Here is a 22,282-nt window from a genome sequence, read left to right on the forward strand (position 1 = left end):
ACTTTAGAAATATGAAATTGCATCACCTCTTTTTATTCCTGTGTGGTTTGACTCTGTTCTCTGCATGTGACTCCAGAACCGAAGCTCAGAAAATCGTGGACAAAGCGATTGAAGCGCATGGTGGAGAGTCTTATTGGAATTCAAAAGTGGAATTTGATTTTCGTAACATTCATTACACTATCCTAAAAACTCCAGATCGATTTGAATACATCCGAGAATTTTCTGATTCTACTGGGAATGTCAAAGATCTCCTGAATAATGATGGTTTTGTGAGAACTGTGAATGGTGCCAAAATAGATACGCTTTCTGAGGAATGGATAGGAAAATATTCCCGCTCAGTTAACTCCGTGGCATACTTCGCATACTTACCTTATGGGTTAAATGATCCTTCTGTATTTAAAACCTCATTGGGAGAAACAGAAATAAATGGGGAAAAGTATAATCTAATCAAAGTGACTTTTGCCGAAGAAGGTGGCGGAGAGGATTTTGACGATGAATTTTTATATTGGATTGGTACTGAAGATTCCATTGTGGATTACATGGCTTATAGCTATCATACTGATGGAGGAGGGGTGAGAATGAGAGAAGTAAGTGGGGTAAATGAAGTAGGTGGAATCCGTTTTCAAAACTACCTTAATCTTAAGCCAGCGGATGAATCTGTATCTGTAGAAAAGATGCAGGAGCTTTACGAATCTGGAGATTTAGAGTTACTTTCAGAAATCAACCTTGAGAATATTAGCGTTGAACCGCTCGAGAATTAGACTAACATGAATCCAAAACGACTGACATTTACAAACAGAAAAGGCCTCCAGTTGGCAGCTCATTTGTATTTGCCCGTCAACCAAAAACCGAGATTTTTCGCGCTTTTCGCCCATTGCTTTACCTGCTCTAAAAACTTCTCAGCCGTTACCCGTATTTGTACCGCTTTGTCCCAAAATGGTATTGCCACATTGAGCTTTGATTTCACGGGACTGGGTATGAGTGAAGGTGAATTCGCTGAGTCTACTTTCAGTGGGAATGTGAGCGATTTGATGGATGCTGCAAAATTTCTTGCTAAAGAATATCAAGCTCCAAAAATGCTCATTGGCCATTCGCTTGGAGGAGCCGCGGTGTTATATGCTGCTTCAAATATAAACGAAGTAAAAGCCGTGGTCACAATTGGTGCCCCAGCTTTCCCCGGTCATGTGCGTAAGTTGTTTATAGATAGCATTGAGGAGATAGAAGAAAATGGAAGTGCTAAAGTTAATATCGGTGGACGCCCATTTAAGATCAACAAGAGTTTTGTTGATGATCTGGAGCAAAAACCACTTGCTACTTTTTTGAAAAAGCTTAAGAAATCGCTTTTAATAATGCATTCCCCTCAAGACGAAATAGTCGAAATCAGCAATGCGGCCGAGATTTATAATGCTGCTTTTCACCCTAAAAGCTTTATTTCCCTTGATGGTGCGACTCATTTGGTGTCCAATCCAAAAGATTCTGAATATATAGCCGATGTGATTGGGAGCTGGAGTCAGCGATATGTGATAGTTGAAGAGGTAAAGGAACCGAATGATACACGAGGAAATCAGGTTTTCGTGCGAATTTCAGGTGCGAAATATACGACCGAGGTGATGACGCCTAACCATCATTTGATAGCAGATGAGCCTATAGATGTGGGTGGATCGGATTTGGGTCCAAATCCTTACGACCTGCTGATGGCATCACTTGGAAGCTGTACTGCAATGACTTTGAAAATGTATGCCGAACGCAAAAAGTGGCCTTTGGAGCAAGTATCGGTTTTTCTAAATCATGAGAAAGTTCATCTTTCGGATGGACGTAATCCTGAGGAATCTTCTGCAAAAGTGAGTCAGTTTACGCGAATTATAGAAATAGAAGGTGATTTGGACTCAGAGCAGAGACAAAAATTGCTGGAAATTTCTAACAAGTGTCCAGTACATCGCACACTTCAAGAGGAGATTATCATCCAAACTATGTTGGCAAAATGAGGAAGGGCTGGTCAAGGAATTACTTAATGAGTTCGGTTCTGGTGGTTCTAGGTCTAGGCCTGTGGGCTATTTTCCCTCTTCAAGCAGATTTAATTACTGTTGCCGAAAAATGGAAGGGCGTATGTTGGGTAGGAAGTAGGTCACCGCTCCAAGGACCAGAATTGGAAGCCTTAAAATCAACCGGAGCGGATGCACTTTCCCAAACTCCGTTTGGTTGGCAAAGTGAAAAAAACACGCCGGAAATTCGCTGGGACACGCATAATGAGAACAAATGGTGGGGTGAATCTTCTAAAGGTATAAAAGCAACTTTTGACTCTTCTGCACGGCATGGAATCATGAATATGCTCAAGCCACACCTTTGGGTTCGCGGAAGCTGGCCGGGAGAGATTGAGATGAAGAATGAGGAGCATTGGAAGACTTGGTTTAACAATTATCAGGATTTTATTGTTGACTATGCGCTGATGGCTGAGGCACATGAAATCCCTATGCTTTGCGTAGGAACTGAGCTGGAAATAACTTCGGAGCGTGAGGCTGACTGGAGAAAGGTGATTGCGGAAGTCCGAAAAGTATATTCGGGAAAACTAATCTATGCAGCCAATTTTACTGAGTTCGAACATGTGAAGTTTTGGGATGCATTGGATTACATAGGCATTCAAGCCTATTTTCCACTTTCTACCAAAACAAATCCTGATTTATCCGATCTCAAATCAGGATGGAATAAGAGTTTACCTAAAATCGAGAAAGTCGTTCGGAAATACCAAAAGCCTGTCATGTTCACAGAGATTGGCTATTGCAATACTGTGGATGCGGCAAAAGAGCCTTGGGTTTGGCCAAATGAACGCAGGGAAACAGAGCTATCTGAAGAAATGCAAGCGCTTTGTTATGAAGCATTTTTCCAAACTGCCTGGAAAGAAAAATGGATGGCTGGAGTATTCTTTTGGAAATGGTATCCCGACGGGAGGCATCGTAACCCTGACTTTACGCCTCAAGGGAAATTGGCGGAGCAGGTTATGCAAAAATATTTTTTAGCTGACTGACCCTTAGTGTATTATTTGATCTATGTCATTTTTTATCAAAAGTGATACCTGTAATTTTGCACCCGAAGAATCCAAACAGTCCTTCTTTTAAAAGTTTGCTGAAAAGTGCAAATCACTCTTATTTTTTCAACTTACGCTTTCCTTAAAACCAGTAAATGGTCAGGTATCCCAAGATTGTTTTTTCATGTTAGCTCAGATTTCATCAGTTTTCGCTAAAAATGAAAAAACGATGGCGCCTCCTCTCGACTGTGGTTTTTCCGATCCTATTGTTTTTTAGTTAATTGGATCTATTTTGGGTCTACTTGTCAGGCCTTACTTAACGCGTATTAGGCTTGTTAAATAAAGTAAACTTGTGGTGACCTTCAGTCGGTCAATGGAGGCATCATCGCTTGTCAATGTTTATTAATCTTGAGATTTTATTTTACCACTTTCGTCAAAAATGATGGTTTTGGTAGTCTCATTCGGAAGTATAAAATCTACTTCATAATAAGTGATACTATTCTCAGTGAATTTCAGTGTGCTTTTGATATTATCTGCTGATAGCGCATCGTCATTTTCGATCACTTCAAGAACTTCTTCGGGAAGATTTACGGCATTATGCTGATCTATTGCGCCGTCCAGTAGCGTGCCATCGCGTTTGACCATATTGGTGTCATTCTCATGAATAGCACCACTCATTTCATTTTGAGCATCGATACTATCTTCGTAAGCAGAATCTTTTGATTCGCCACATGAAATGCACAGTAGCGCAATCATGGCAGGATATATTACAAATTGAGTTTTCATAGTTGTGTAGTTTTCAAATGATCCAAATAATAGAATCTTCAGAAACTCTCTTTCAAAATTTCGCCCAAATTGATTTTTTCTGATTTTTTAAGAGCCAAAGCATTTGCGTAACTCGATTGAATTAAAGAATAAAATTTCGACTTATTACTTTTTATAAATACCCGAGAGTGGGAATCTGAATTTTTATTGAAAATTCATTTAAAAAGTATTGTTCTTTCAGAAAACAAACCAATAATAATTTCACTCAGAATAGTGAATCCTGCTGATCTATTTGTATCTGTAAAGTACTCATTTTGATGGGTTTACTGCCCAATCTGTGGATCGTTTAAGTGTTGAGTTTCATTTCTCAATTCGAGGAAATTCTCACGCAAAATAGACCGCTAGATGATCTCATTTTTTACTAGTGTCTTATCAGAATTTTGTGAATTTAGTCTTTTTCAACCTCCATTGGGCCCAAGTCGCATTGACAGGTATTTAACACTACATATTTTTTTTCGGGGTATGGTCTTTGGCTTTTTTCTGTAAGAACTAAACCAGACTGTCATGAATACTAAGAATTCTGAAAAATTTAACGCTGAAAGATTAACTAGGGTGATAGGAGAGTATCCTACTGATGGGATGTATTCAAGGCCAGGACCGTTTTTATTAGCTAGTGCTGGTATTCATGGTAATGAGCCAAGTGGAATACTTGCACTTCGAAGGGTGTTTGAAAAGCTTATAACCAATAAACCTTTTTTAAAAGGGAAACTCATAGGAGTGACAGGCAATATGGCCGCTCTCAAGCAAGGGGTTAGATTGATTGATAAGGACTTGAATAGGGTGTGTACACCTGAGTTTGCTGATAGGTTAATTGCAGGAGAAATTGCAGGATTCCAGGAAGGCTCCGAATTTCATGATCTTGCGACGATCGTGGAATCACTTGAAAACAATAAGAAGCAAGAGGAATTCCTATTTATGGATTTGCATACTACCTCTTCGATGACGCCACCTTACATCAGTGTAAATAGGAAAAAAGAGAATTTTGATTTTGCCAAAAAAATGCCCTTGCCAGTGGTGAAGGGGATTGAAAAATTCATCCCTGGGCATTTTGATCATTTTTTGACTTTAAAGGGGCACACTGGATTTACGATGGAAGCCGGGCAACATGATGATCCCAAATCAGTGGATTTTCATGAAGCTGCTATTTGGGTGGTGTTAGTAGATAATGGCATGCTGGATAAGAGTGTGATCGACTATTCGTATTATTATAACCTGCTCAAAGATTCCTCGCCTACACAGGATAACTTTGAAGTCACGTATCGCTTAAATCTTGAGGAAGGTAGTGAGTTTGTGATGGAGGCTGGTTTTGAAAATTTCTCTGAAGTGAAAAAAGGCCAATTACTGGCAAAACTAGATGGTGAAAATATTCTCGCAGATTCAGACTCCAGAGTATTTTTGCCACTTTATCAAAAGCAGGGTTCCGATGGTTTCTTCATCGTTATGCCTGCAGATTGATTGGATTTCAAACGAAAAACAGGGAAAACTACTAAACGTTTTCCCTGTAATTTTACTTGAAGGAACTCTGATTTACAGATCCAAAGTTGCCAAGTAGGCATTGGGCAGATTGCCATCGTAATAGTTTTGATATTCTACTTTTCGCTCTAGCGCCGCAATCATTTCCGAACAGAAATCTACTCCTTCCAGCCTGTGCATGGCGTTTATTCCTCCAGGACTATCCAGATTAAGTTCCATGATTTTATCTCCGACGATATCGATGCCAGCCAGAAACATTCCATCCCGGACTAATTTTGGACCAACTATTTTACACAGTCTTCTGATATCGTCCGTGATCTCAGCATGAATCGCTTTCCCGCCTGTGTGCAGATTGCTTCGGATATCGTTGCTGTTGACTCGATTGATAGCAGCAACTTTTCCTTTTACCTGTAGGATTTTTCCATTCATCATGATCACTCTGATATCACCATTTTTTGCAGCAGGTAAATACTCCTGAGCGATCACAAAGCCATACCTATTAATAGTTTCCACGATCTGATTCATATTTTTGTCAGAGTCAACGAGAAACACATCTTTACCTCCTGAGCCTTGTAGCGGCTTTAATATGATCTTTTTCTTTTGCTTTTTATAAAATTCTTTAATCTCATCTGAATCCCGGCTGATGATCGTCTTCGGACGTACTTCCTCAGGGAAATGCTGAAAATACATTTTGTTGAACGAAGACATCAGAGAATAAGGGTCATTTACTACCAAAACCCCATTGGCCATTGCTATTTGACCGAAGATCATCCCGGCGGTCTGTGCCCAGGCTCGCTCGCCAAATTCCTCACAAGGATTGTTTCGAAGAAATAATACATCCAAATCGGCTGATGAAATAGTCACTTTTTCGGCTTCAGAACTATGGATAGCTTCCATGTATTTCTCCAGACTCCTAAATTTTGTTTTAGGAGCCTTAATAGCAATCGCACCCATATGACCATTTTCAAGATAGCTGAGCTGACCTACAGAGATAAGGTAAACTTCATGCTCGCGATGCACGGCTGCCGATGAGATCATGGTGGTGCTGTATGCAGCCGTTTCGGTCTCGATTTGATTTACTACGATTCCAATTTTCATATAATTATAGTTAGTGGTTTAGTTAATTGACAAGTTCAGGTAGGTCCATTCCAGCTTTGAGTTTTTCTAATCTTTCTTTAGCAAACTGTGTCTTCAAATAGGAGGGAAAAAGCGGGGAAGGCTTGATGATTCCTCTTATCCTCAATTCATTAATTAATGGGATGTGTTTGAAACCGATTTTGCCTACATAAAGGGGCTCGAGCTCTCCGTTATTTTGCAGGTAATCTAATAGCTTAATGAGACCTCTGAGGTAGATGATATCTTTGGTGCAACCACCGCCCTGATAGGTTCTTGCGGTAATCTGAAATGCTTGCTCAGGCGACATAGCATAATCTGCCGTCAGTGTTCTATAGGTTTCTTCGAAAGTCTGGCCTTCAGTTAAGGTTCTACCTGCAATAACGCGTGCTGCCAGAATCCTTAATCGATTGTTTGTCAGCCCTCCAACTAGGTATTCTGCCAATACAGCCAGACCTTCCTGAAGCTCGTCGTAGTCTGCAAATCCGCTACTCATCTGCCCAAATGGTTGCATTTTTCCATTATAGAAGGTGAGCACATGTGTACTTACTTCGTGATGTACTAGTGCCTGAACACGATGCTCAGGAACTTTAAAACTTTCGCCTATGTACAGTTGTCCTCTGGAAACTAGCATTCCGACTATGTCATGTTTCACCTCAACTTTAGCGTCTAGTTCGGGATATATTTTGCGGTATTTCTCGATTTCTTCTACACAGATTTTTGCGAGATCATAACAGTCTATCCATTTGACATCCTCGTAGCTATCTGGTGGAAGAGTCTTTAGAAGATATTTGGCTGTTTCATAAAGATCCACTCCAGGTGAACTGAAAAGCCGGATACTGCTGTATATGAAATTCTTTGTACCTCGCTCTTTCAGCATGGTGATTTGCTTTTCCAATTCTTCCCGCTTTTCTGTATATAAAAATGCAAGTGTAGGATCCTCTATATCTTTCAAATTGATAGAGAAAAGCTCTTCCTTCAGTCGGTCAGGGTCTACAGGGAGATTTCTGTAAAGGAATTTAGGGTTGATTTTATGTCGTTTAGCTATAAATTCTTCCTTAGCCTGAAGCGTATTTGTAGGAGAGATAAGCATGAGAAACTGATATTTTGCCTCAATTGCTGAAAGCTTATTATCCACTTCCCAAACAGCTTGATCAATGGCAGTGCTCCCTAGTTTCTGATAATTTTCTATGTCAAAGGAAGTTTGCACTCTGAGGAATTCGAAAATAGATTTTCTAAGAATTCCGGAAAAAGCCCTTTTAAAATCTTTAAAAACGAGGTAATAAAATTCATCTGAAAGTTCGTTTTGAAAAAAGGGAGGAATTTCCAGCCCCATGAGGTAGATGCCTGACTCCTGACATTGTTTAAGCGTTAGGAAATCAGAAATGCCTTCAGGATGTCTGATGGTGGTTTCTTCCACTTTCACATCCAGTTCAGGACGAAGCTCCGTGTATTTTATCAATCCATCCTGAAATGCTTTTACTGTATTAGGTGCCTTATCTTTCGCGGCTTTGATCACAAAGGATTTGCTGTTAGCTTTTCCAAGCCAAACTTCCAAAATCATCACGCTACCGTAATCGTCTGCTATTTCCTTTGCTAGGTCTTTCACCAAAATCGCAATTTCACTGTTATTGTCAGTGGAAGCGTCTGCAATAAGAAAGGAGCTTTCTGCAGACACCAAATCTGAAATAGGCGATTTCTCATTGTCTCTATACCTGTAAATCAATAAAAAAGGCAATCTCCGCTCTATTTTAAAACGGTTTTGCTTACCCAAACGCATGTTGAGTGTATTTCCCGTTTTTAGAGCTTTACCTATCGCCTCTTTAGTTTTTTTATTGATCATCTCTATTTCTCCTCATCTTCATTGCTCTGGCTATAAGAATTATTTTCTTCGTCCTCAGAACCTATTTTTTCCTGCTCATCATCTAGCTCACTTCCTGGCACATCCAAGCCTTCGCCAGCGAAGTCCACTTTTTCTTTTCTATGAAGCAACTGCTCATCGTCCCCTCCATCGTCACTAAGATTTGCACTTTTTGGCCCTAGGGCTTCCAGGTCGTCTTTGGTGACTCTGGCTTCTGCGGCGAGTTGTTCAGTTGTTTTTTCTGTGGTATTGTTCGGGTTTTTAGATTTATTCATGGTCGTAGTTTTTTGGTTTTAGTGTATAACTAAAAGAGGCAATCTGAATGCCTATAAACCCATGGTGTGTTTTAAAAAGTTAAATCAGGCTTTAAATGCTTATCAGCTGCTTTATTTACCTATTAGGAAACGTTTCGGGAAGTTGGAAAAGCATCTATTAAATCCTTCTGTGAATATTAATTCCCAGTTTGGGTACTCCTGAAGCGGCTTAAAGTCAGTGTATTTACTTTATTTTCTGCTCCAATTAAACCAGCCTCTGTTTCATTCTCAAGAGCTCAAGATTTTTAAGTTCGCGATGATTAATTAAAATATATGTATATCCGCTTTTCTGCCAGTAAAGAGACTTTAACATTATAGGATTTGGGCAACACTAGCATTTAGGCCACTTCGGTCATCTGTCATCGGTCATCTAGCCAGTAAAACAAGGGGAATATGGTTACTGGCATCTTTACGGATAATCATATTAAAATATACTTTAATGAAGGATTTTATCAATTTTTAAGAATCTTCAACTTATGCTGGGTCAAGGAGACTTTCACTTCCGGAATGCCTTCATATAAGGTGTTATGGTGGAAAAATTCATCGTCTACATGGAAAGGTAAATGCGACTGGATTTTGATTTTTTTTGATTTGATAGTTTTAAAAGGACTAGGAATTAAATCTTTTTTATGACTTTTCAAGAAACTTTTTAATTCAGATTTTTGGCTTTTATCTACGAGCATTACATCGAGGTACTCGTCACTGTGATCAGCGTCGGGAGCTAGTTCCAGCTGTGGGCCGAGTCTTCTTGTGTTCATAATTTCCACCCAGAGATATTCTCCGGAGTAGTCTTTATCGTCCAATTCAATTTTGTAGTCATTTATTGGAAGCTCATCTGGAAGCTTTCTTAGGTTTTTAATTCCAAATTCTACTTTTGATGAGGCATCATCTATTACTTTCTCTTTCCGTTCTATTTGAAGCAAAAGAGCAGTGAATATTCCCCAGCCGACCCCTTCGATAAACCAGCCTTTTTCTTCGGGGGTTTCGAATTTGCCAATACTTAGTTGATGAAATTTTTTGTCATTGAATATCTGTACAAGGTTTTTGTAGTCTGCTTTCAGACCTAAACTTCCAGCAATGTTGTTGGCGTTGCCATACGGGAGTATTGCGATGGGGATATCCGTGTCCCGCAATTCAAGCAATATCTTCTCTACGGTACCATCCCCACCTGCGATGATGATCAAATCGAAAATCAGATCGAATACCTTTTCGAATTTTTCTTCTTTTGTATTTTGGGCTAAGACACGTGCACCTTGCTCTTCAAGAGAGTTTACTATTTTTTCGAGCGGAAAATTTTCGTATCCCGCGGTTGGATTATAAAGTAGGATAATTTTCATAGGGTTATTGGTCTAAAAGTCCTGCGTGTTATTTGCATACAAAAAGATGACTAATCTGAAAGACTATGAAAATTTTAATCACTAACGACGATGGGGTATATAGCCCAGGGATTTTAGAATTGGCACAAGTGGCGTCTGAGTTTGGAGATGTTCGGATTGTGGCTCCTGATGTGGAACAGTCTTCTATGGGACATGCGGTGACTGCTACCAGACCTCTTTCCTATAAGAAAACCCAAATTGGTGAGTTCGATGCTTTTCGAGTAAATGGAACTCCGGCAGATTGTGTATCGCTGGGAAGCTTTCACTGGGACAAAGTAGATGTGGTACTCTCCGGAATCAACCTAGGGCCAAATCTTGGAAATTCCATGTGGCATTCTGGAACCCTTGCAGGCGCAAAACAGGCTGCTTTGCTCGGTATTAAAGGTATAGCCCTCAGTACTCCCACACAATCTGAGGAGTATGATTTCTCTAAAATGCGGCCTTATATCAGAGAAGTTTTAGAGTATTTGATCAGCGAGAAAGGGCCAAAACTAGTGAATGTGAATTTCCCTTATGCTCCGGTAGGTATTGCTTGGACAAGGCAGTCTGTCCGTCAATACGACGGACTGGTAAAACCTTCTGAAGATCCCATGGGTAGGAAGCATTACTGGTTTACCGTGGTGCCATTGGAGAATCCGGACAAAGGGACTGATAGGTATGCTATGGGTGAAAATTTAGTGTCTATGACTCCACTTAGATTAGATTTAACTGATGAGAAACAACTGAAAAATTTATCGGAAATGAATATTTTTGGCTAATGCGTTAAAAATTATTTAATACGTTTTGGGGTGGAAATTTCCTTCTTTATGGAAGAAGTGCTACAGGGTTTCGTGGTGTTTTTTTAATCGGGTTTGTAGATGTATAATAAATAGTAAAGGAAAAAGCTGACTTGCTTTTTCCTTTTTTAATGAGTTAAATTTTAAACTAATTATCCGCCTACGATTTCGCCACCATTCACGTGAATAAATTGTCCAGTAATGTACGAACTATCTTCGCTCGCAAGGAAGACATACGCTGGAGCTACTTCACTTGGCTGGCCCGCTCGTCCCAAAGCTGTGTCCTGCCCAAACTTTTTGACATCATCGAAAGTCGCTGGAATCAACGGCGTCCAAATCGGTCCAGGAGCGACTCCGTTTACCCTTATTTTATCCTTAGCCACCATTAGTGCGAGTGATCTGGTAAAACCGACTATTGCCCCTTTAGTGCTTGCGTAATCTACCAAATGTTCGCTTCCTCTGTAAGTCGTGACAGAGCTAGTATTGATGATCGTGTCTCCTGGAGAAAAATGATCTATAGCTAGTTTTGATAGGTAGAAAAAGGAATAGATGTTCGTTTCAAAGGTTTCCTTCAATTGATTGCTAGTGATCAGTTGAAGAGAATCCTGAGGAAATTGGATAGCAGCATTATTCACTAGGATATTCAATCCGCCAAGTTTTTTTACACAGGATTCAACTGCTTTTTTGCAGAAAGTTTCTGATTTAATGTCTCCTTGCAGAAGTAGACATTTTTGTCCTTCCTTCTCCACCATTTTCTTTGTCTCTTTCGCGTCTTTATCCTCACTGATATACACTATTGCTACGTCTGCTCCTTCTCTTGCGAAGTAAACGGCAACGCTTCTGCCGATACCGCTGTCTCCACCTGTGATTAATGCTACTTTACCTTTTAGCTTATCCGAGCCTTTATATCCTTTCCGTATCACTTCCGGTTTGGGGATCATTTTACTTTGCTGTCCTGGTAAGGATTGTTTCTGGTCTTTAAATTCCGTTGGTTTTGTCATGGGTTGAGTGGTTTAGTTTTAGTAGAAAGCCAGACACCGAATAAGTAGATGTCTGGCATTAATAGTTAAGAATTTCGCAATGCATTGATCAGTTCATCTTTGCTCATTTTGCTTCTGCCTTCGATTCCGACTTCTTTGGCTTTATTATATAGATCTTGCTTATTTCTGTCTTCGTATTTCTCCGCCTTGCCACCTTTTTTACCCGAGTTGGGGTCATTTGCTATTCGGGCAGCTTTCTGCTTACTCATTCCTTCTTTTCGTAGTGCCTCATACTTTTCATCGTTTTTGATGCTTGGGCCATGGTCCTTTGTCATGATAGATTGGTTTTAGGGTTAAATAATTGGTTTCTAGTTCCATCAATGAATTCATGAATTGCTTTATCCATTGGAAACAGGTATAGTAATTCCAAAAAAAGCACCGAGATTTATTTACTTACACTAGGAATAACATTTGAGTAAGCTATTAGCTAGCTAGAATTGTTATCAGGAAAAAATTGAAAGGGAGCATGAAAATCAAATTAATTCAAGAGTTTAAAGAGTTTGCTGTCAAAGGCAATATGATAGATATTGCAATAGGGGTGATCATCGGATCGGCATTCAATAATGTGGTGGATGTGTTGGTAAAAGAGATTTTTCTGCCACCACTATCATTTCTCACAAATGGAATTAATTGGGAAAATAAGAAGATAGTCCTACGCGAAGCTATTACCTTAGATGGAGTCACGCATCCTGAAGAAATAGCGATAGGTTATGGGAAGTTATTTGAAGCTTCAGTAGATTTTCTGATTATTGGATTTACCGTGTTCTTGGTGGTAAAGCTTATGAATTCCATACGTAAGAAAGCGGAAGATCCTAAAAATGAAACAGTCACTACTCCTAAAAATATCGAGTTGCTAAGCCAAATTACGGAACTGATGCAAAAGCAACTGGATATACTGGAGGGAAATCAAGCTAAGTGGAAAAATGACAGGAATAATCAGTAATTCTTCTTTTTAAAGTAGTTTGCTTTTGCCTTAATACTAGTGGTGTGTTAAGTTGTTATTTGGTTATGCACCTTTTCAGGTATCCATCTCTTGAGGGTTTTACTGAAGAAGTAATGGCATAGGATAGTAGTATCGGATAATCATTTTTATAAGTCGCTAATTAACGGATCGATTAAAAGCTTTCGTTTTTTTTATTTGTAAGGTGTCTATACTTCCTTTATTTTTTTATTAATTAGCCATTTCAATAGAGCATACCCTTTAAAAATCAAGCATGTTCCAATTTGCCCATGTTAGTATTGGGTAAGTGAGATTTCTCCAGTTATTATTGGGAAGACACGAGAATAACATTCTTTAGAATATGGAATCTAGCATCTAGAAAACAACACACAGAAGACTGATTATTCTCTATGCGAGATTCCTACGGGCTTTATATGTAAAATTAAAAAAATATGAAAAATAACCAGAGAAGAGAGTTTTTGAAGTCTACCGGTTTGGTTGGTTTAGGACTTTTTGGGGCAGGGACTACCCTTGCCAATGATTTTGAAGCCCTACCTACACAGGCTCAAAAGGGAGTAAATAGAATCCAATCATTCAATATGAGCGGTTTTGCTGCTCCAAAAATTGACACTGTCCGAATCGGTATTGTTGGACTTGGTATGAGAGGGCCTGGAGCTGTGGATAGATTGAGTAAAATCGAGAATGTAGAGATCAAAGCACTTTGTGATTTACTTCCAGAGCGGGTAGAAAAGGCGAAAGCTCAATTGAAAGATACTCCGCACAATCCCGAAGGATACTCTGGAAACGCTTATTCTTGGAAAGAAATGATGGATCGAGATGATCTGGATCTGATTTATATCGCTACTCCGTGGGAATGGCATACTCCAATGGCTGTTTATGCCATGGAGGCTGGAAAGCATGCTGCCTGTGAAGTGCCAATCGCAAGAACATTGGATGAGTGCTGGCAGTTAGTGGAAACCTCAGAGCGCACGAAAAAGCACTGTATGCAACTGGAGAATTGTTGCTATGATTTCTTCGAGTTGATGACATTGAAAATGAAACGCGAAGGGTATTTTGGAGATGTGTTGCACGTCGAAGGAGCATACATTCATGACTTACTTTCCTTGAATTTCAAGAAAGATGGTGGTTATCAGGACATGTGGAGGTTGAAAGAGAACTATCGCAATGGTAATCTTTATGCTACTCATGGTCTTGGCCCGATTTGCCAAATTTTGGATATCAACAGAGGAGATCAGATGGACTTTTTGACTTCGACTTCTTCTAATGATTTCTCCATGCATGCCGAAGCTGTGAAATTGGCGGAGCAGGATAATTTCTTCGCTTCTTACGCTGAGAAAAAATTCCGTGGAAATATGAATACTACCATGGTCAAAACTAAACACGGTAAAACGATCATGATTCAGCATGATGTGTCTTCTCCACGCCCTTATTCCAGACTTCATGTAGTGAGTGGAACTGAAGGATATGCTCAGAAATATCCTCAACCAAAAGTTGCAAAAGGACATGGTTGGTTAAAGGACGAAGAATTCAAAGATCTAGAAACCAAATACACGCCTGAGATCATCCAGAAAGTGGGAGAGTTGGCCAAGAAAGTTGGCGGTCACGGAGGAATGGACTTTATGATGGATTGGAGATTGATCGATTGTCTAAGAAACGGCCTTCCACTGGATCAGGATGTATATGATGCGGCACTTTGGAGTTCAGTATCGCCTTTGAGTGAGTGGTCAGTAGCCAATAGATCTAACTCTATTGATGTGCCTGACTTTACTGGCGGAAATTGGAAAACAAATGCGCCGGTGAATATTACGCTTGATGGTGGTGGGACTACCGGAGTGAGAGTTTAGTATGTAATAGGAAAGTGCCCCATGTAGCAAAGTAACAGCTATAAGTCAAATCCCAGAAAAAATAAAGCCCGCTAATCATCCGATTAGCGGGCTTTTGTATGGTTTAGGGTTTTGATTAGTTGTGCGTTGGCTTATCAGTTAGCCCTTCATTGACTACCTGATCCAATTTTTTCTGATCACCCAAATAAGCAGTTAGATCGATTAGACGTACGGTTCTGAAGTCAATTGGATGACTTTCACTTTGCAGGGAAATCCATCCGCCACTTAGCATCTGACCATCCACCTTTACTTTGGGATCGACAGGATTAACATTTCCTCCTCCGATTTGAGATTTGGTGTAGCTCAAGACAGTGTCCTGACCCACTAGATGGTGAACATCACCATTTCCTAACACAATAAAATTGGCAGTGACCCACTGGTCACCATGATATGTATCTGAAGTGGAGTTCACACAATGTGCGGTGATAAGTTTGTCTTCCATTACCACATTGGTGCCTGGAGTACACAGGTTACAGGTACTTCTTTTGTCTGTCCCGTTTCCTCCCAGAAATTGCGCCTCAATAGACATAGGGAAATCCTGATCTTTTAACATAGTTTTAGGATCCTGACAATGCAGCATGGCGCCGCTATTTCTGGTTGCCCAGCCTTCGCCACCAGTTGCCTGTTCTCCCACAAATCTATATTCCACTTGAAGTAGGTAATTGGAAAAGGGTTCATTGTAGAAAATATGTCCGTATTGCTGATCAAACTGATCATAGCCATCGTAGCGTACTTTCATCAGCCCATCTTCCACACGGAAGGTGTTGGCAAAATTATCGTTTAGCTCATGCGTTCGAATTTTGATTGACCAATCATCAATGTCTTTCCCGTTGAAAAGTGTTTGCCATTTTGGTTTTTTGGCTTCCTCAGTAAGAAGCTGAAAAGAAAAGAATCCTACTGAAAGTAGTAGAAGGAAAAGTAATGCTGATTTTTTCATTATTTATAGGGTTTAATTAGTCTAAGAGTCACCAACACTGGGTAGTGGTCAGAAAAAGGAACATCAATCACCTGATACTTTACGAGTTCAAAATGTTCAGAGTCAAACCAGACATAGTCAATACGTTTGCCTTCTGGTGAGTTGAAAGTGGGAGTATCATCGTTCGCTATATATCCCGCATCGCTCCATTTTGAATTGATACTTTGATATGCTTCAGAAGAAGGGTCAAAATTTAAATCTCCTACGAAAAATGCAGGATTTGGAAGTGAATCGGCATACTGTGTTATGGCTTCAATTTGAGCCAGCCGATTTTCCGGAAATTCATGGCAAAGATGAGTAGCGCCAAAATAAAGTTCTTTTCTACTTTTTAATTCAATTTTAACCCAAGCAGCGGCTCGAGATTCACCACCCGCAGGAGTCGGAAGCTGCTGAGTTTTGTAGCTTAACGATTTCTTCACCAAGACGCCCTCTCCGTATCCACCTTCTGCAAAATCCATTGCTTTGGCAAAGTAACTTCTGTATCCAGTCTTTTTTCCAAGCTCCGCTACCCAATCTATTTTTTTACCATAAATGCTTTCCAACCGAGTAGTCATGCTATCTACTTCCTGAAGAGCCACCACTTCTGGTTGTAGGAGAATTATCAGATTCGCAATGTTATCCAGATTTGGGACGCCGAGTGAATCTGGGTTTTCTCCATGGTAAATGTTATAAGTTAAAATCTTGAATTCGGAGAAAGTTTCCTGAGCCATAACGCTACAAGACAAGCCGAGCAAAAAAGATAAGATTACTAAAGCTGTTTTTTTCATATTGGATTTATTTCCTCGTACTTCCTTTTACTAAATCAAAATTAGCTCTTGAACACGGTAAAGATAAGTCAATGAGAATGGAAGATAATGATTTTCATGTTTCTTGAGAGTTAAAATGAGTTTGGTGCTTTCTCTTGTTATTTTTATGGTTGATTTATGCGATTGTTGGATTTGCGGGTTCCTGATAAATGAAAAATTATTTAGTTACGATTTATTTGTATCTTTTTGAGATTTTACTCCTTTACATCACCCTAAGGGAGTTGGAGCGTATTACTCAACAATTTTAATAATTACCTGTTTGAAAAAGATTCTCTGGGCTATAGGAATAGTTATTCTTTTGGGCTTTGTCGCGATATTTTTTGTTGAAAAATGGCTCGTAGATACTTTGCCAGCTCGAATAAATGCAAAAGAGGATAGGGCCTACGATATTCTGTTTGAAGAGGTAGATGTCCAGTTATTTAGGGGAAGTATTGAGTTGCGTGAAATATCCCTTCATCCGTTGAAGGATAGCATGGCTACTTCTATCACCGGGACAATGAACTCTGTGAGACTTGGAGGGATAAATATGCTGGGATTCATTTTTGGAGATGTTCTGGACATCGGGGAATTGAATTTGAATGTCCCCAAATTTATTTTGATCAGAAATGATTCTATTTCTCAAAAGCCTGCAGATGTTTCAATGGCATTTCAGGATTTTTTCGGGGATATAGTCTCTAGGGGTGTCATCCATAACTTTAATCTCCGTGAAGGTTCCGGGGAGTTTTACAACCAATCGGATTCTTTAAGAAAATTCGGGAGTTTCGATAGTTTTAATATTTCTGCTACTAATCTGGAAACTGATTCAGTTCGATTGAATTATGCCATTCCATTTAAACTGGAAAGCATAGAAACACGCCTGAAAAATTTGCAGATCAATATAAGTGAAGAACAGTCTTTTACGTTGGGCGAACTTAACTACGATTCCAGAGAAGATGCTCTCGATTTTTTTGATTTGAAATTGGCCTACGAAGATTCCAATCTAGAAGTAGCGAAAAGATCGTCCGTGCAAAAGGATTACATAGAGATCAGCTTAAAGCATCTTAAAATTGAGAAAATCAATGCGCGAAGCAGCATATACGGTAATTGGTCTATAGTAGCAGGCTTGATTACTGTGGATAGTCTTATTCTTCATGATCTGAGGAATAAAAATAAACCAAGACCCATCGACGAGCCTGAAAAACCTATGTTTGAAGGAATGGTAGAATTGATTCCGTTTCCTCTGGAAGTGGACACGGTGAAGGTCTTGAATTCCAAGATTACCTATTCGCAGATAAGTGAAGGAAAATCTGCTGTGGGAAGCCTTAATTTTGAGAAGCTTTCTGCACTGATCACGCATGTAGTTTCATTGGATTCACTCCAATCGGGTGAGATGAATATTCATGGTGAAGCTGTGCTCAATGGATTTGCTCCCATGCGAATGGACGTAACTGTGCCTTATGGATTAGATGGTGATGAGGAAAGTTTTCATCTTGAAGCTAGCGTAGATCCATTCAGTTTAGCGTCACTTAATGGCATTCTTGGTGATTTGGTATCTGTGAATATCAATTCTGGAACTTTGCAAAAGCTGGCAATAACCATGGAGGCAAATCCTAGATATGCTACCAATTACATGAAGTTTGACTACAAAGATTTGAAACTGGAATTGAGAGATGAGGAGCAACAAAAGAAAAAGTTGATGTCTACACTTGCAAATATTCTAATGTCGAGTAACAACCTTCCTGACAACAACAATTACAAAACTGCGAGCTTTCAAACTGAACGAAACAAATACCGGGGCACATTTAATCTTATCTGGGAATCGTTGAGAGAAGGAATGATGGAAATAGTCCCAGGTGATTTGGCACAATTACTATTAAAAGAACAAGATCCTTCCGACGGAGGAAAAAGAAGATAATATGATTGTCCGCAAAGATGCCAGTCAACTTAGAATCTTTACTTATCTGGTCGGGAGACCGATGACTCCCGCACTGGCGGGACAGGCTGAAGCGGCCTCAATTCTTAGGTTTAACATATCCTTTTTTGCTTTTGACTCCATACTGGCACAAAAGCGGATATATAAATAATTTTAAATGAAAAATCATCAGTTAAATTTGAAGAGACTGCAGGGTGCACTCTAAGCGACCTAGTGAAAACTTTTCAACTTATTCACGGTGTTTTTTGATATAAAAAAAGCTCTCCAACTAATGGAGAGCTATGCAGAATCAGAACGCCACGCCTATTCAATTAGCGCTCTTCTTCTGTCAAATCCATAATATGTATGGACATCATTGATGAATTCATGTTGAGGACCTACAGGCCAGTTGTCGTCATCAAACCCTGGCGCATTTTCCAACTTTTCCTTTTCGACATTCACTAGGATTACATCACGTTGGTGACCGTGAAAATCAAATGCTGCCCAAGGAAGAGCTAGAAGTTTGCTGCCAAGATTTAGAAATCCAGTATCAACTGAAAGGACTACATAGGCTACCTCACCGGTCTCGGTGTCCAGCATGATATCCTTAATAGTTCCTACGGATTCATCTCTTATTGTTTTTACAGTGCAATTTGCGGCTGTTGAACTGCTTATTGGAAAATGATATTGGGTATTCATGGTTAAGTTGGTTTAGTGAATATTACTGTTGTAATTACTATAAACCAACCTCATGCCATGCCGTAAAAATGCCCTTATGAGGGGGTTAGCTCATTTTTTTAAGAAATTTTATGTGTGGCTGAAGGGCGAATTGGGAAATGAAATTCGCAGATAGATTCATAGAAAATTACTGCCCCGGAATTAATGGTTTTCACTTTGGTTAAAAATAAGTGATCTTACAAATTCTCAATTCTCTGCCTTCTCATTTCCTCTGCCACTTCCTTATCCATAGGGTAATTACTCTCTTCCAAATTCTTCACAATATTCTGGTGATTAAATTCATCCCGGTTTTGGGAGAGTTTTCTACTTCCGTGTACTTCAGTAATTTCTATTTCAAATCCAACTAGTGCTTTTATCTGCTTTGCTACGAAATCAGGATTCATTGTCTCCACACTTACTCGATTTGGACGTCCTTCTTCAAAGGTGTCCACCAGTTTTGACAGATGATCCATTAGCTTTTCTCCCTGGATAAGCCGAATTTTTCCATATACATGAACGGCCAAGTAATTCCAGGTAGGTACGTTTTCGTGATTATACCAAGAAGAAGAAATATAGGCATGAGGTCCTTGGAAAATGACCAGTACATCTTGATCTTCAGTGAGGTTTTTCCATTGTGGATTTGCTTTGGCAATATGCCCAGTAAGGATCGCTTTTCCATTTTCGTTTTTATCTAAGACAAAAGGCAAATGCGTCGCCCATGACTTGCTGTCAATTTGGGAGACAAGCGTGGCAAACGCATTCTTTTTTATAAAAGCTAGCACTTCAGAATCGTCTTTCCAGCGGTTTAGAGGATGGATATACATGAGAATTAGTTTGAGAATTTTCAGTAAAAGATTGAAATTAGGAATTGGAATAGGAAGTTTAAGATTCCAAACTCCATTTTATTCATTTTTAAAAATAGTAGTTTCGCCAAATGGAAAATCAAAGTACTGACAAACTTGAGCTGGCTGCGAAGTTTGTTAACAATACCGGAGCACCGATTTTTTTGACTGGAAAAGCAGGAACTGGGAAGACGACTTTTCTGAAAAATCTAGCCTTGCAGACGCATAAAAACCATGTTATCGTTGCGCCTACGGGTATTGCTGCCCTGAATGCCGGAGGAGTGACCATACATTCTCAGTTTTTATTCCCACTTGGATTTTTCCTTCCTGTGAACGAACCTGAGGGGAATTTCTCAGAGCAATACGGTTGCTTTACTCAGCATACCTTGATCAGAAAACACCCGCTAAACGCTCTCCGGAAAAATGTACTGAAATCCATAGAACTGCTAGTTATAGATGAAGTCAGCATGCTTCGAGCTGATGTGCTGGATGCGATAGATTACAGGCTCAGAAGTGTCAAGCGTAATTACAATACACCTTTTGGCGGTGTTCAGATCTTGATGATTGGGGATCTATTTCAGCTTCCTCCCATTGTCCGGGATAATGAGTGGCAGGTGCTTAGCAAGTTTTACCCGAGCATGCATTTTTTCGAAGCCAGAGTTTTGCAGGATTCTGGTTTGGTTTACCTAGAGTTGGATAAGATTTTTCGGCAACAAGACGAAGACTTTATTCAAGTGCTCAATCATTTACGAGAGAATACGGTCACTGATCAGGATATCGCTCTTTTGAATAAGCATTATAAAACTCAGGATGAGATCGCTGAAGTAAAAGATTGCATCACCATCACTACGCATAACTATAAAGCTGACCAAATCAATCGTGATCGATTGATGGCGTTAAAAAGTGAATCAAAGTTTTATGAAGCTGATATCGAGAATGACTTCCCGGAGAACATTTACCCACTTCCAAAATCACTCGAACTTCGGGTAGGAGCACAGGTGATGTTTATCAAAAATGACTCCTCAGGAAATCAGGATTACTTCAATGGTAAGCTAGCCACCGTGGAGGAATTGGGAGATGATTCCATCAAAGTTATGCTGGAAGGAAAACGTATGGTGTACCAATTGCGGAAGGAAATCTGGGAAAATAAGAAGTATGTGATCAATCCGGATACCAAGGAATTGGAGGAGGAAGTGATTGGTACGTTTAGCCAATATCCTATTAAAACTGCATGGGCTGTCACAGTTCATAAAAGCCAAGGTTTGACCTTCGATCAGGCGATTATAGATGTGGGAAATGCATTTGCTCCAGGGCAAGTCTATGTAGCCTTGAGTCGCCTGAGGAGTTTGGAGGGTTTGATTCTTAGGACTAGGATTCAGAACAATGCATTGCAGTCAGATTCTCAGGTACAGACTTTTGTCGAAAGCGCTAAGAAAAATTCCAAACTTGATGAACTGTTGGGGGCTTATCAGCAGCGATATCTTTCGCTTTTGTCTGGGGATACCTTCGATTTGCAAGGGTTGATCCACGAAATTAACAGCTTTCAGCGCAAGAATGATAGCTCGCTTGAGTTTGAAGATCCTGAAATGCAAAAGGCAGTCAGTGAGATCGCTGCTTTAATTAAAAATGAGGTGGTGACTGCAGGGAAATTCAGTAATCAACTTCGCTTTCTTTTACAGCAAAATGAAAAGGAGAAGTTGATGGAACGGCTTGATAAGGGCTCCTCTTATTTCCAGGGTTTTTTGAAAACGGCTTTGGAGAAAATCCTCATTCACCGTGCTGAAGTGGAGCGATTTTCCAGAACCAAAACTTATGCGAATAGTTTGGAAGAGCTGGAAGTCAGTTTACTGAGAAAGTATGGAGAGATCAGCAAAGTGAGTCAGCTGATCTCCTCAATCATGGAAGGCAAGATTCCCGGAAAGATGAACGATCTGGAGCAGGATAAAATAAATTTGAGACTTCGATTGGCTGAGGCAGCCAAACAAGCTGCTGCTGACAATCCTAAATTTGCCAGTAACAAAACCGGTAGGAAAAAGACTGGGAAAGCAAACCTGAAAAGGAAAGTAGGAGAGACTTACGAGATTACTTTTGGGATGATCAATGACGGTAAAAGCATTGGAGATATCGTCGTAGCACGTGGTTTAGCCGAATCGACTATCAAAGGTCACTTGGCTAAAGGGATTCAAGAAGGAAGAGTGGAATTGGAAGATTGCTTGCCAATTGAAGTGATTTCTGAGATCAATTCTCAAGTTGAAAACATCAAAAATCTTCAGGCATTAAGACTTCATTTCGAAGGAAAATACGATTACAATACGATTAAAATGGTTGTAGCAGCTAGAGAGGATTAGATAGCTTTCTGCCGTCTGTTAATACGGAAAATAGATTGATAGGCACTACCTAGCAAAA

Annotated in this window: 20 protein-coding genes; 9 read left to right on the top strand and 11 right to left on the bottom strand. The window is 39.8% G+C overall.

The genetic code is table 11. The annotated features are described in order from the left end of the window. Positions 1-11 precede the first annotated feature (11 nt). Genes AACZ87_RS00955 through AACZ87_RS00965 form a run of 3 tightly spaced genes read left to right on the top strand, consistent with a single transcriptional unit; the run spans position 12 to position 3,022 of the window. Positions 12-761, top strand: coding sequence for a DUF6503 family protein (locus AACZ87_RS00955; RefSeq protein ID WP_339863971.1), 750 nt, complete (start codon positions 12-14; stop codon positions 759-761). A gap of 6 nt (positions 762-767) precedes the next feature. Continuing rightward, positions 768-1,985: an alpha/beta fold hydrolase gene (locus tag AACZ87_RS00960; protein ID WP_339863973.1), complete on the top strand. Its 1,218-nt coding sequence runs from the start codon at positions 768-770 to the stop codon at positions 1,983-1,985. After that, complete coding sequence (locus tag AACZ87_RS00965; RefSeq protein ID WP_339863975.1) at positions 1,982-3,022, top strand: hypothetical protein; 1,041 nt, start codon at positions 1,982-1,984, stop codon at positions 3,020-3,022. The genes AACZ87_RS00960 and AACZ87_RS00965 overlap by 4 nt, the downstream gene beginning before the upstream one ends. 402 nt (positions 3,023-3,424) lie before the next feature. On the opposite strand, the gene AACZ87_RS00970 is transcribed toward AACZ87_RS00965, so the two are convergent. Continuing rightward, the gene (locus tag AACZ87_RS00970) at positions 3,425-3,808 is read right to left on the bottom strand and encodes a hypothetical protein (RefSeq protein ID WP_339863977.1); all 384 of its coding nucleotides are present in this window, start codon (positions 3,806-3,808) and stop codon (positions 3,425-3,427) included. Between the two features lie 543 nt (positions 3,809-4,351). Between AACZ87_RS00970 and AACZ87_RS00975 the strand changes: the two genes are divergently transcribed. Then, entirely contained in the window at positions 4,352-5,302 is a 951-nt protein-coding gene (locus AACZ87_RS00975) for a succinylglutamate desuccinylase/aspartoacylase family protein (RefSeq protein ID WP_339863978.1), read from the top strand. 72 nt (positions 5,303-5,374) lie between these two features. Here the strand turns inward: AACZ87_RS00975 and AACZ87_RS00980 are convergent, their stop codons facing one another. From AACZ87_RS00980 to AACZ87_RS00995, 4 genes are all read right to left on the bottom strand, one after another. After that, positions 5,375-6,418 (bottom strand): glutathione synthetase, encoded by a 1,044-nt coding sequence (locus AACZ87_RS00980; protein ID WP_339863980.1) that lies wholly within the window; start codon positions 6,416-6,418, stop codon positions 5,375-5,377. Between the two features lie 22 nt (positions 6,419-6,440). Continuing rightward, positions 6,441-8,276, bottom strand: a complete 1,836-nt coding sequence (locus AACZ87_RS00985) for a tyrosine/phenylalanine carboxypeptidase domain-containing protein (protein WP_339863981.1) — start codon at positions 8,274-8,276, stop codon at positions 6,441-6,443. Positions 8,277-8,278: 2 nt separating this feature from the next. Continuing rightward, on the bottom strand, positions 8,279-8,569 hold the full coding sequence (locus tag AACZ87_RS00990; RefSeq protein ID WP_339863983.1) for a hypothetical protein: 291 nt from the start codon (positions 8,567-8,569) through the stop codon (positions 8,279-8,281). A 491-nt stretch (positions 8,570-9,060) separates the two neighbouring features. Next, complete coding sequence (locus AACZ87_RS00995; RefSeq protein WP_339863984.1) at positions 9,061-9,945, bottom strand: diacylglycerol kinase family protein; 885 nt, start codon at positions 9,943-9,945, stop codon at positions 9,061-9,063. A 65-nt stretch (positions 9,946-10,010) separates the two neighbouring features. Between AACZ87_RS00995 and surE the strand changes: the two genes are divergently transcribed. Further along, positions 10,011-10,742, top strand: coding sequence for a 5'/3'-nucleotidase SurE (surE, locus tag AACZ87_RS01000; RefSeq protein WP_339863985.1), 732 nt, complete (start codon positions 10,011-10,013; stop codon positions 10,740-10,742). A gap of 170 nt (positions 10,743-10,912) precedes the next feature. On the opposite strand, the gene AACZ87_RS01005 is transcribed toward surE, so the two are convergent. Next, complete coding sequence (locus tag AACZ87_RS01005) at positions 10,913-11,761, bottom strand: SDR family oxidoreductase (protein WP_339863986.1); 849 nt, start codon at positions 11,759-11,761, stop codon at positions 10,913-10,915. A gap of 65 nt (positions 11,762-11,826) precedes the next feature. Further along, a complete protein-coding gene (locus tag AACZ87_RS01010; RefSeq protein WP_339863987.1) occupies positions 11,827-12,075 on the bottom strand; it encodes a Rho termination factor N-terminal domain-containing protein in 249 nt (82 codons plus the stop codon). 191 nt (positions 12,076-12,266) lie between these two features. Here AACZ87_RS01010 and mscL point away from each other — a divergent pair, with 191 nt between their 5' ends. Together mscL and AACZ87_RS01020 are read left to right on the top strand one after the other, a co-directional pair. Next, positions 12,267-12,743, top strand: coding sequence for a large conductance mechanosensitive channel protein MscL (gene mscL / locus AACZ87_RS01015; RefSeq protein ID WP_339863988.1), 477 nt, complete (start codon positions 12,267-12,269; stop codon positions 12,741-12,743). 449 nt (positions 12,744-13,192) lie between these two features. After that, positions 13,193-14,605 (top strand): Gfo/Idh/MocA family oxidoreductase, encoded by a 1,413-nt coding sequence (locus AACZ87_RS01020; protein ID WP_339863989.1) that lies wholly within the window; start codon positions 13,193-13,195, stop codon positions 14,603-14,605. 115 nt (positions 14,606-14,720) lie between these two features. Here AACZ87_RS01020 and AACZ87_RS01025 read toward each other — a convergent pair whose 3' ends face one another. Together AACZ87_RS01025 and AACZ87_RS01030 are read right to left on the bottom strand one after the other, a co-directional pair. Further along, complete coding sequence (locus AACZ87_RS01025; RefSeq protein ID WP_339863991.1) at positions 14,721-15,581, bottom strand: DUF1080 domain-containing protein; 861 nt, start codon at positions 15,579-15,581, stop codon at positions 14,721-14,723. Continuing rightward, positions 15,581-16,387: an endonuclease/exonuclease/phosphatase family protein gene (locus AACZ87_RS01030; protein ID WP_339863993.1), complete on the bottom strand. Its 807-nt coding sequence runs from the start codon at positions 16,385-16,387 to the stop codon at positions 15,581-15,583. The genes AACZ87_RS01025 and AACZ87_RS01030 overlap by 1 nt, the downstream gene beginning before the upstream one ends. A gap of 298 nt (positions 16,388-16,685) precedes the next feature. Here AACZ87_RS01030 and AACZ87_RS01035 point away from each other — a divergent pair, with 298 nt between their 5' ends. Continuing rightward, entirely contained in the window at positions 16,686-18,320 is a 1,635-nt protein-coding gene (locus tag AACZ87_RS01035) for a hypothetical protein (protein WP_339863995.1), read from the top strand. Between the two features lie 321 nt (positions 18,321-18,641). Here the strand turns inward: AACZ87_RS01035 and AACZ87_RS01040 are convergent, their stop codons facing one another. Next, positions 18,642-19,016: a PRC-barrel domain-containing protein gene (locus tag AACZ87_RS01040; RefSeq protein ID WP_339863996.1), complete on the bottom strand. Its 375-nt coding sequence runs from the start codon at positions 19,014-19,016 to the stop codon at positions 18,642-18,644. Between the two features lie 215 nt (positions 19,017-19,231). Beyond that, positions 19,232-19,858: an FMN-binding negative transcriptional regulator gene (locus AACZ87_RS01045; protein ID WP_339863998.1), complete on the bottom strand. Its 627-nt coding sequence runs from the start codon at positions 19,856-19,858 to the stop codon at positions 19,232-19,234. 110 nt (positions 19,859-19,968) lie between these two features. Between AACZ87_RS01045 and AACZ87_RS01050 the strand changes: the two genes are divergently transcribed. Continuing rightward, a complete protein-coding gene (locus tag AACZ87_RS01050; protein WP_339864000.1) occupies positions 19,969-22,224 on the top strand; it encodes a helix-turn-helix domain-containing protein in 2,256 nt (751 codons plus the stop codon). Positions 22,225-22,282 lie beyond the last annotated feature (58 nt).

The organism is uncultured Algoriphagus sp. (genome assembly GCF_963974365.1).
GTDB lineage: Bacteria > Bacteroidota > Bacteroidia > Cytophagales > Cyclobacteriaceae > Algoriphagus.

What these genes read in the sequence shown, in the direction of transcription:
- surE (WP_339863985.1), top strand. Translation starts at nt 10,011, where the DNA reads ATGAAAATTTTAATCACTAACGACGATGGGGTATATAGCCCAGGGATT.
- AACZ87_RS01005 (WP_339863986.1), bottom strand. Translation starts at nt 11,761, where the DNA reads ATGACAAAACCAACGGAATTTAAAGACCAGAAACAATCCTTACCAGGA.
- AACZ87_RS00985 (WP_339863981.1), bottom strand. Translation starts at nt 8,276, where the DNA reads ATGATCAATAAAAAAACTAAAGAGGCGATAGGTAAAGCTCTAAAAACG.
- AACZ87_RS00990 (WP_339863983.1), bottom strand. Translation starts at nt 8,569, where the DNA reads ATGAATAAATCTAAAAACCCGAACAATACCACAGAAAAAACAACTGAA.
- mscL (WP_339863988.1), top strand. Translation starts at nt 12,267, where the DNA reads ATGAAAATCAAATTAATTCAAGAGTTTAAAGAGTTTGCTGTCAAAGGC.
- AACZ87_RS01050 (WP_339864000.1), top strand. Translation starts at nt 19,969, where the DNA reads ATGGAAAATCAAAGTACTGACAAACTTGAGCTGGCTGCGAAGTTTGTT.
- AACZ87_RS01025 (WP_339863991.1), bottom strand. Translation starts at nt 15,581, where the DNA reads ATGAAAAAATCAGCATTACTTTTCCTTCTACTACTTTCAGTAGGATTC.
- AACZ87_RS00975 (WP_339863978.1), top strand. Translation starts at nt 4,352, where the DNA reads ATGAATACTAAGAATTCTGAAAAATTTAACGCTGAAAGATTAACTAGG.
- AACZ87_RS00980 (WP_339863980.1), bottom strand. Translation starts at nt 6,418, where the DNA reads ATGAAAATTGGAATCGTAGTAAATCAAATCGAGACCGAAACGGCTGCA.
- AACZ87_RS01010 (WP_339863987.1), bottom strand. Translation starts at nt 12,075, where the DNA reads ATGACAAAGGACCATGGCCCAAGCATCAAAAACGATGAAAAGTATGAG.
- AACZ87_RS01045 (WP_339863998.1), bottom strand. Translation starts at nt 19,858, where the DNA reads ATGTATATCCATCCTCTAAACCGCTGGAAAGACGATTCTGAAGTGCTA.
- AACZ87_RS01040 (WP_339863996.1), bottom strand. Translation starts at nt 19,016, where the DNA reads ATGAATACCCAATATCATTTTCCAATAAGCAGTTCAACAGCCGCAAAT.
- AACZ87_RS00955 (WP_339863971.1), top strand. Translation starts at nt 12, where the DNA reads ATGAAATTGCATCACCTCTTTTTATTCCTGTGTGGTTTGACTCTGTTC.
- AACZ87_RS00995 (WP_339863984.1), bottom strand. Translation starts at nt 9,945, where the DNA reads ATGAAAATTATCCTACTTTATAATCCAACCGCGGGATACGAAAATTTT.
- AACZ87_RS00970 (WP_339863977.1), bottom strand. Translation starts at nt 3,808, where the DNA reads ATGAAAACTCAATTTGTAATATATCCTGCCATGATTGCGCTACTGTGC.
- AACZ87_RS00965 (WP_339863975.1), top strand. Translation starts at nt 1,982, where the DNA reads ATGAGGAAGGGCTGGTCAAGGAATTACTTAATGAGTTCGGTTCTGGTG.
- AACZ87_RS01020 (WP_339863989.1), top strand. Translation starts at nt 13,193, where the DNA reads ATGAAAAATAACCAGAGAAGAGAGTTTTTGAAGTCTACCGGTTTGGTT.
- AACZ87_RS00960 (WP_339863973.1), top strand. Translation starts at nt 768, where the DNA reads ATGAATCCAAAACGACTGACATTTACAAACAGAAAAGGCCTCCAGTTG.
- AACZ87_RS01030 (WP_339863993.1), bottom strand. Translation starts at nt 16,387, where the DNA reads ATGAAAAAAACAGCTTTAGTAATCTTATCTTTTTTGCTCGGCTTGTCT.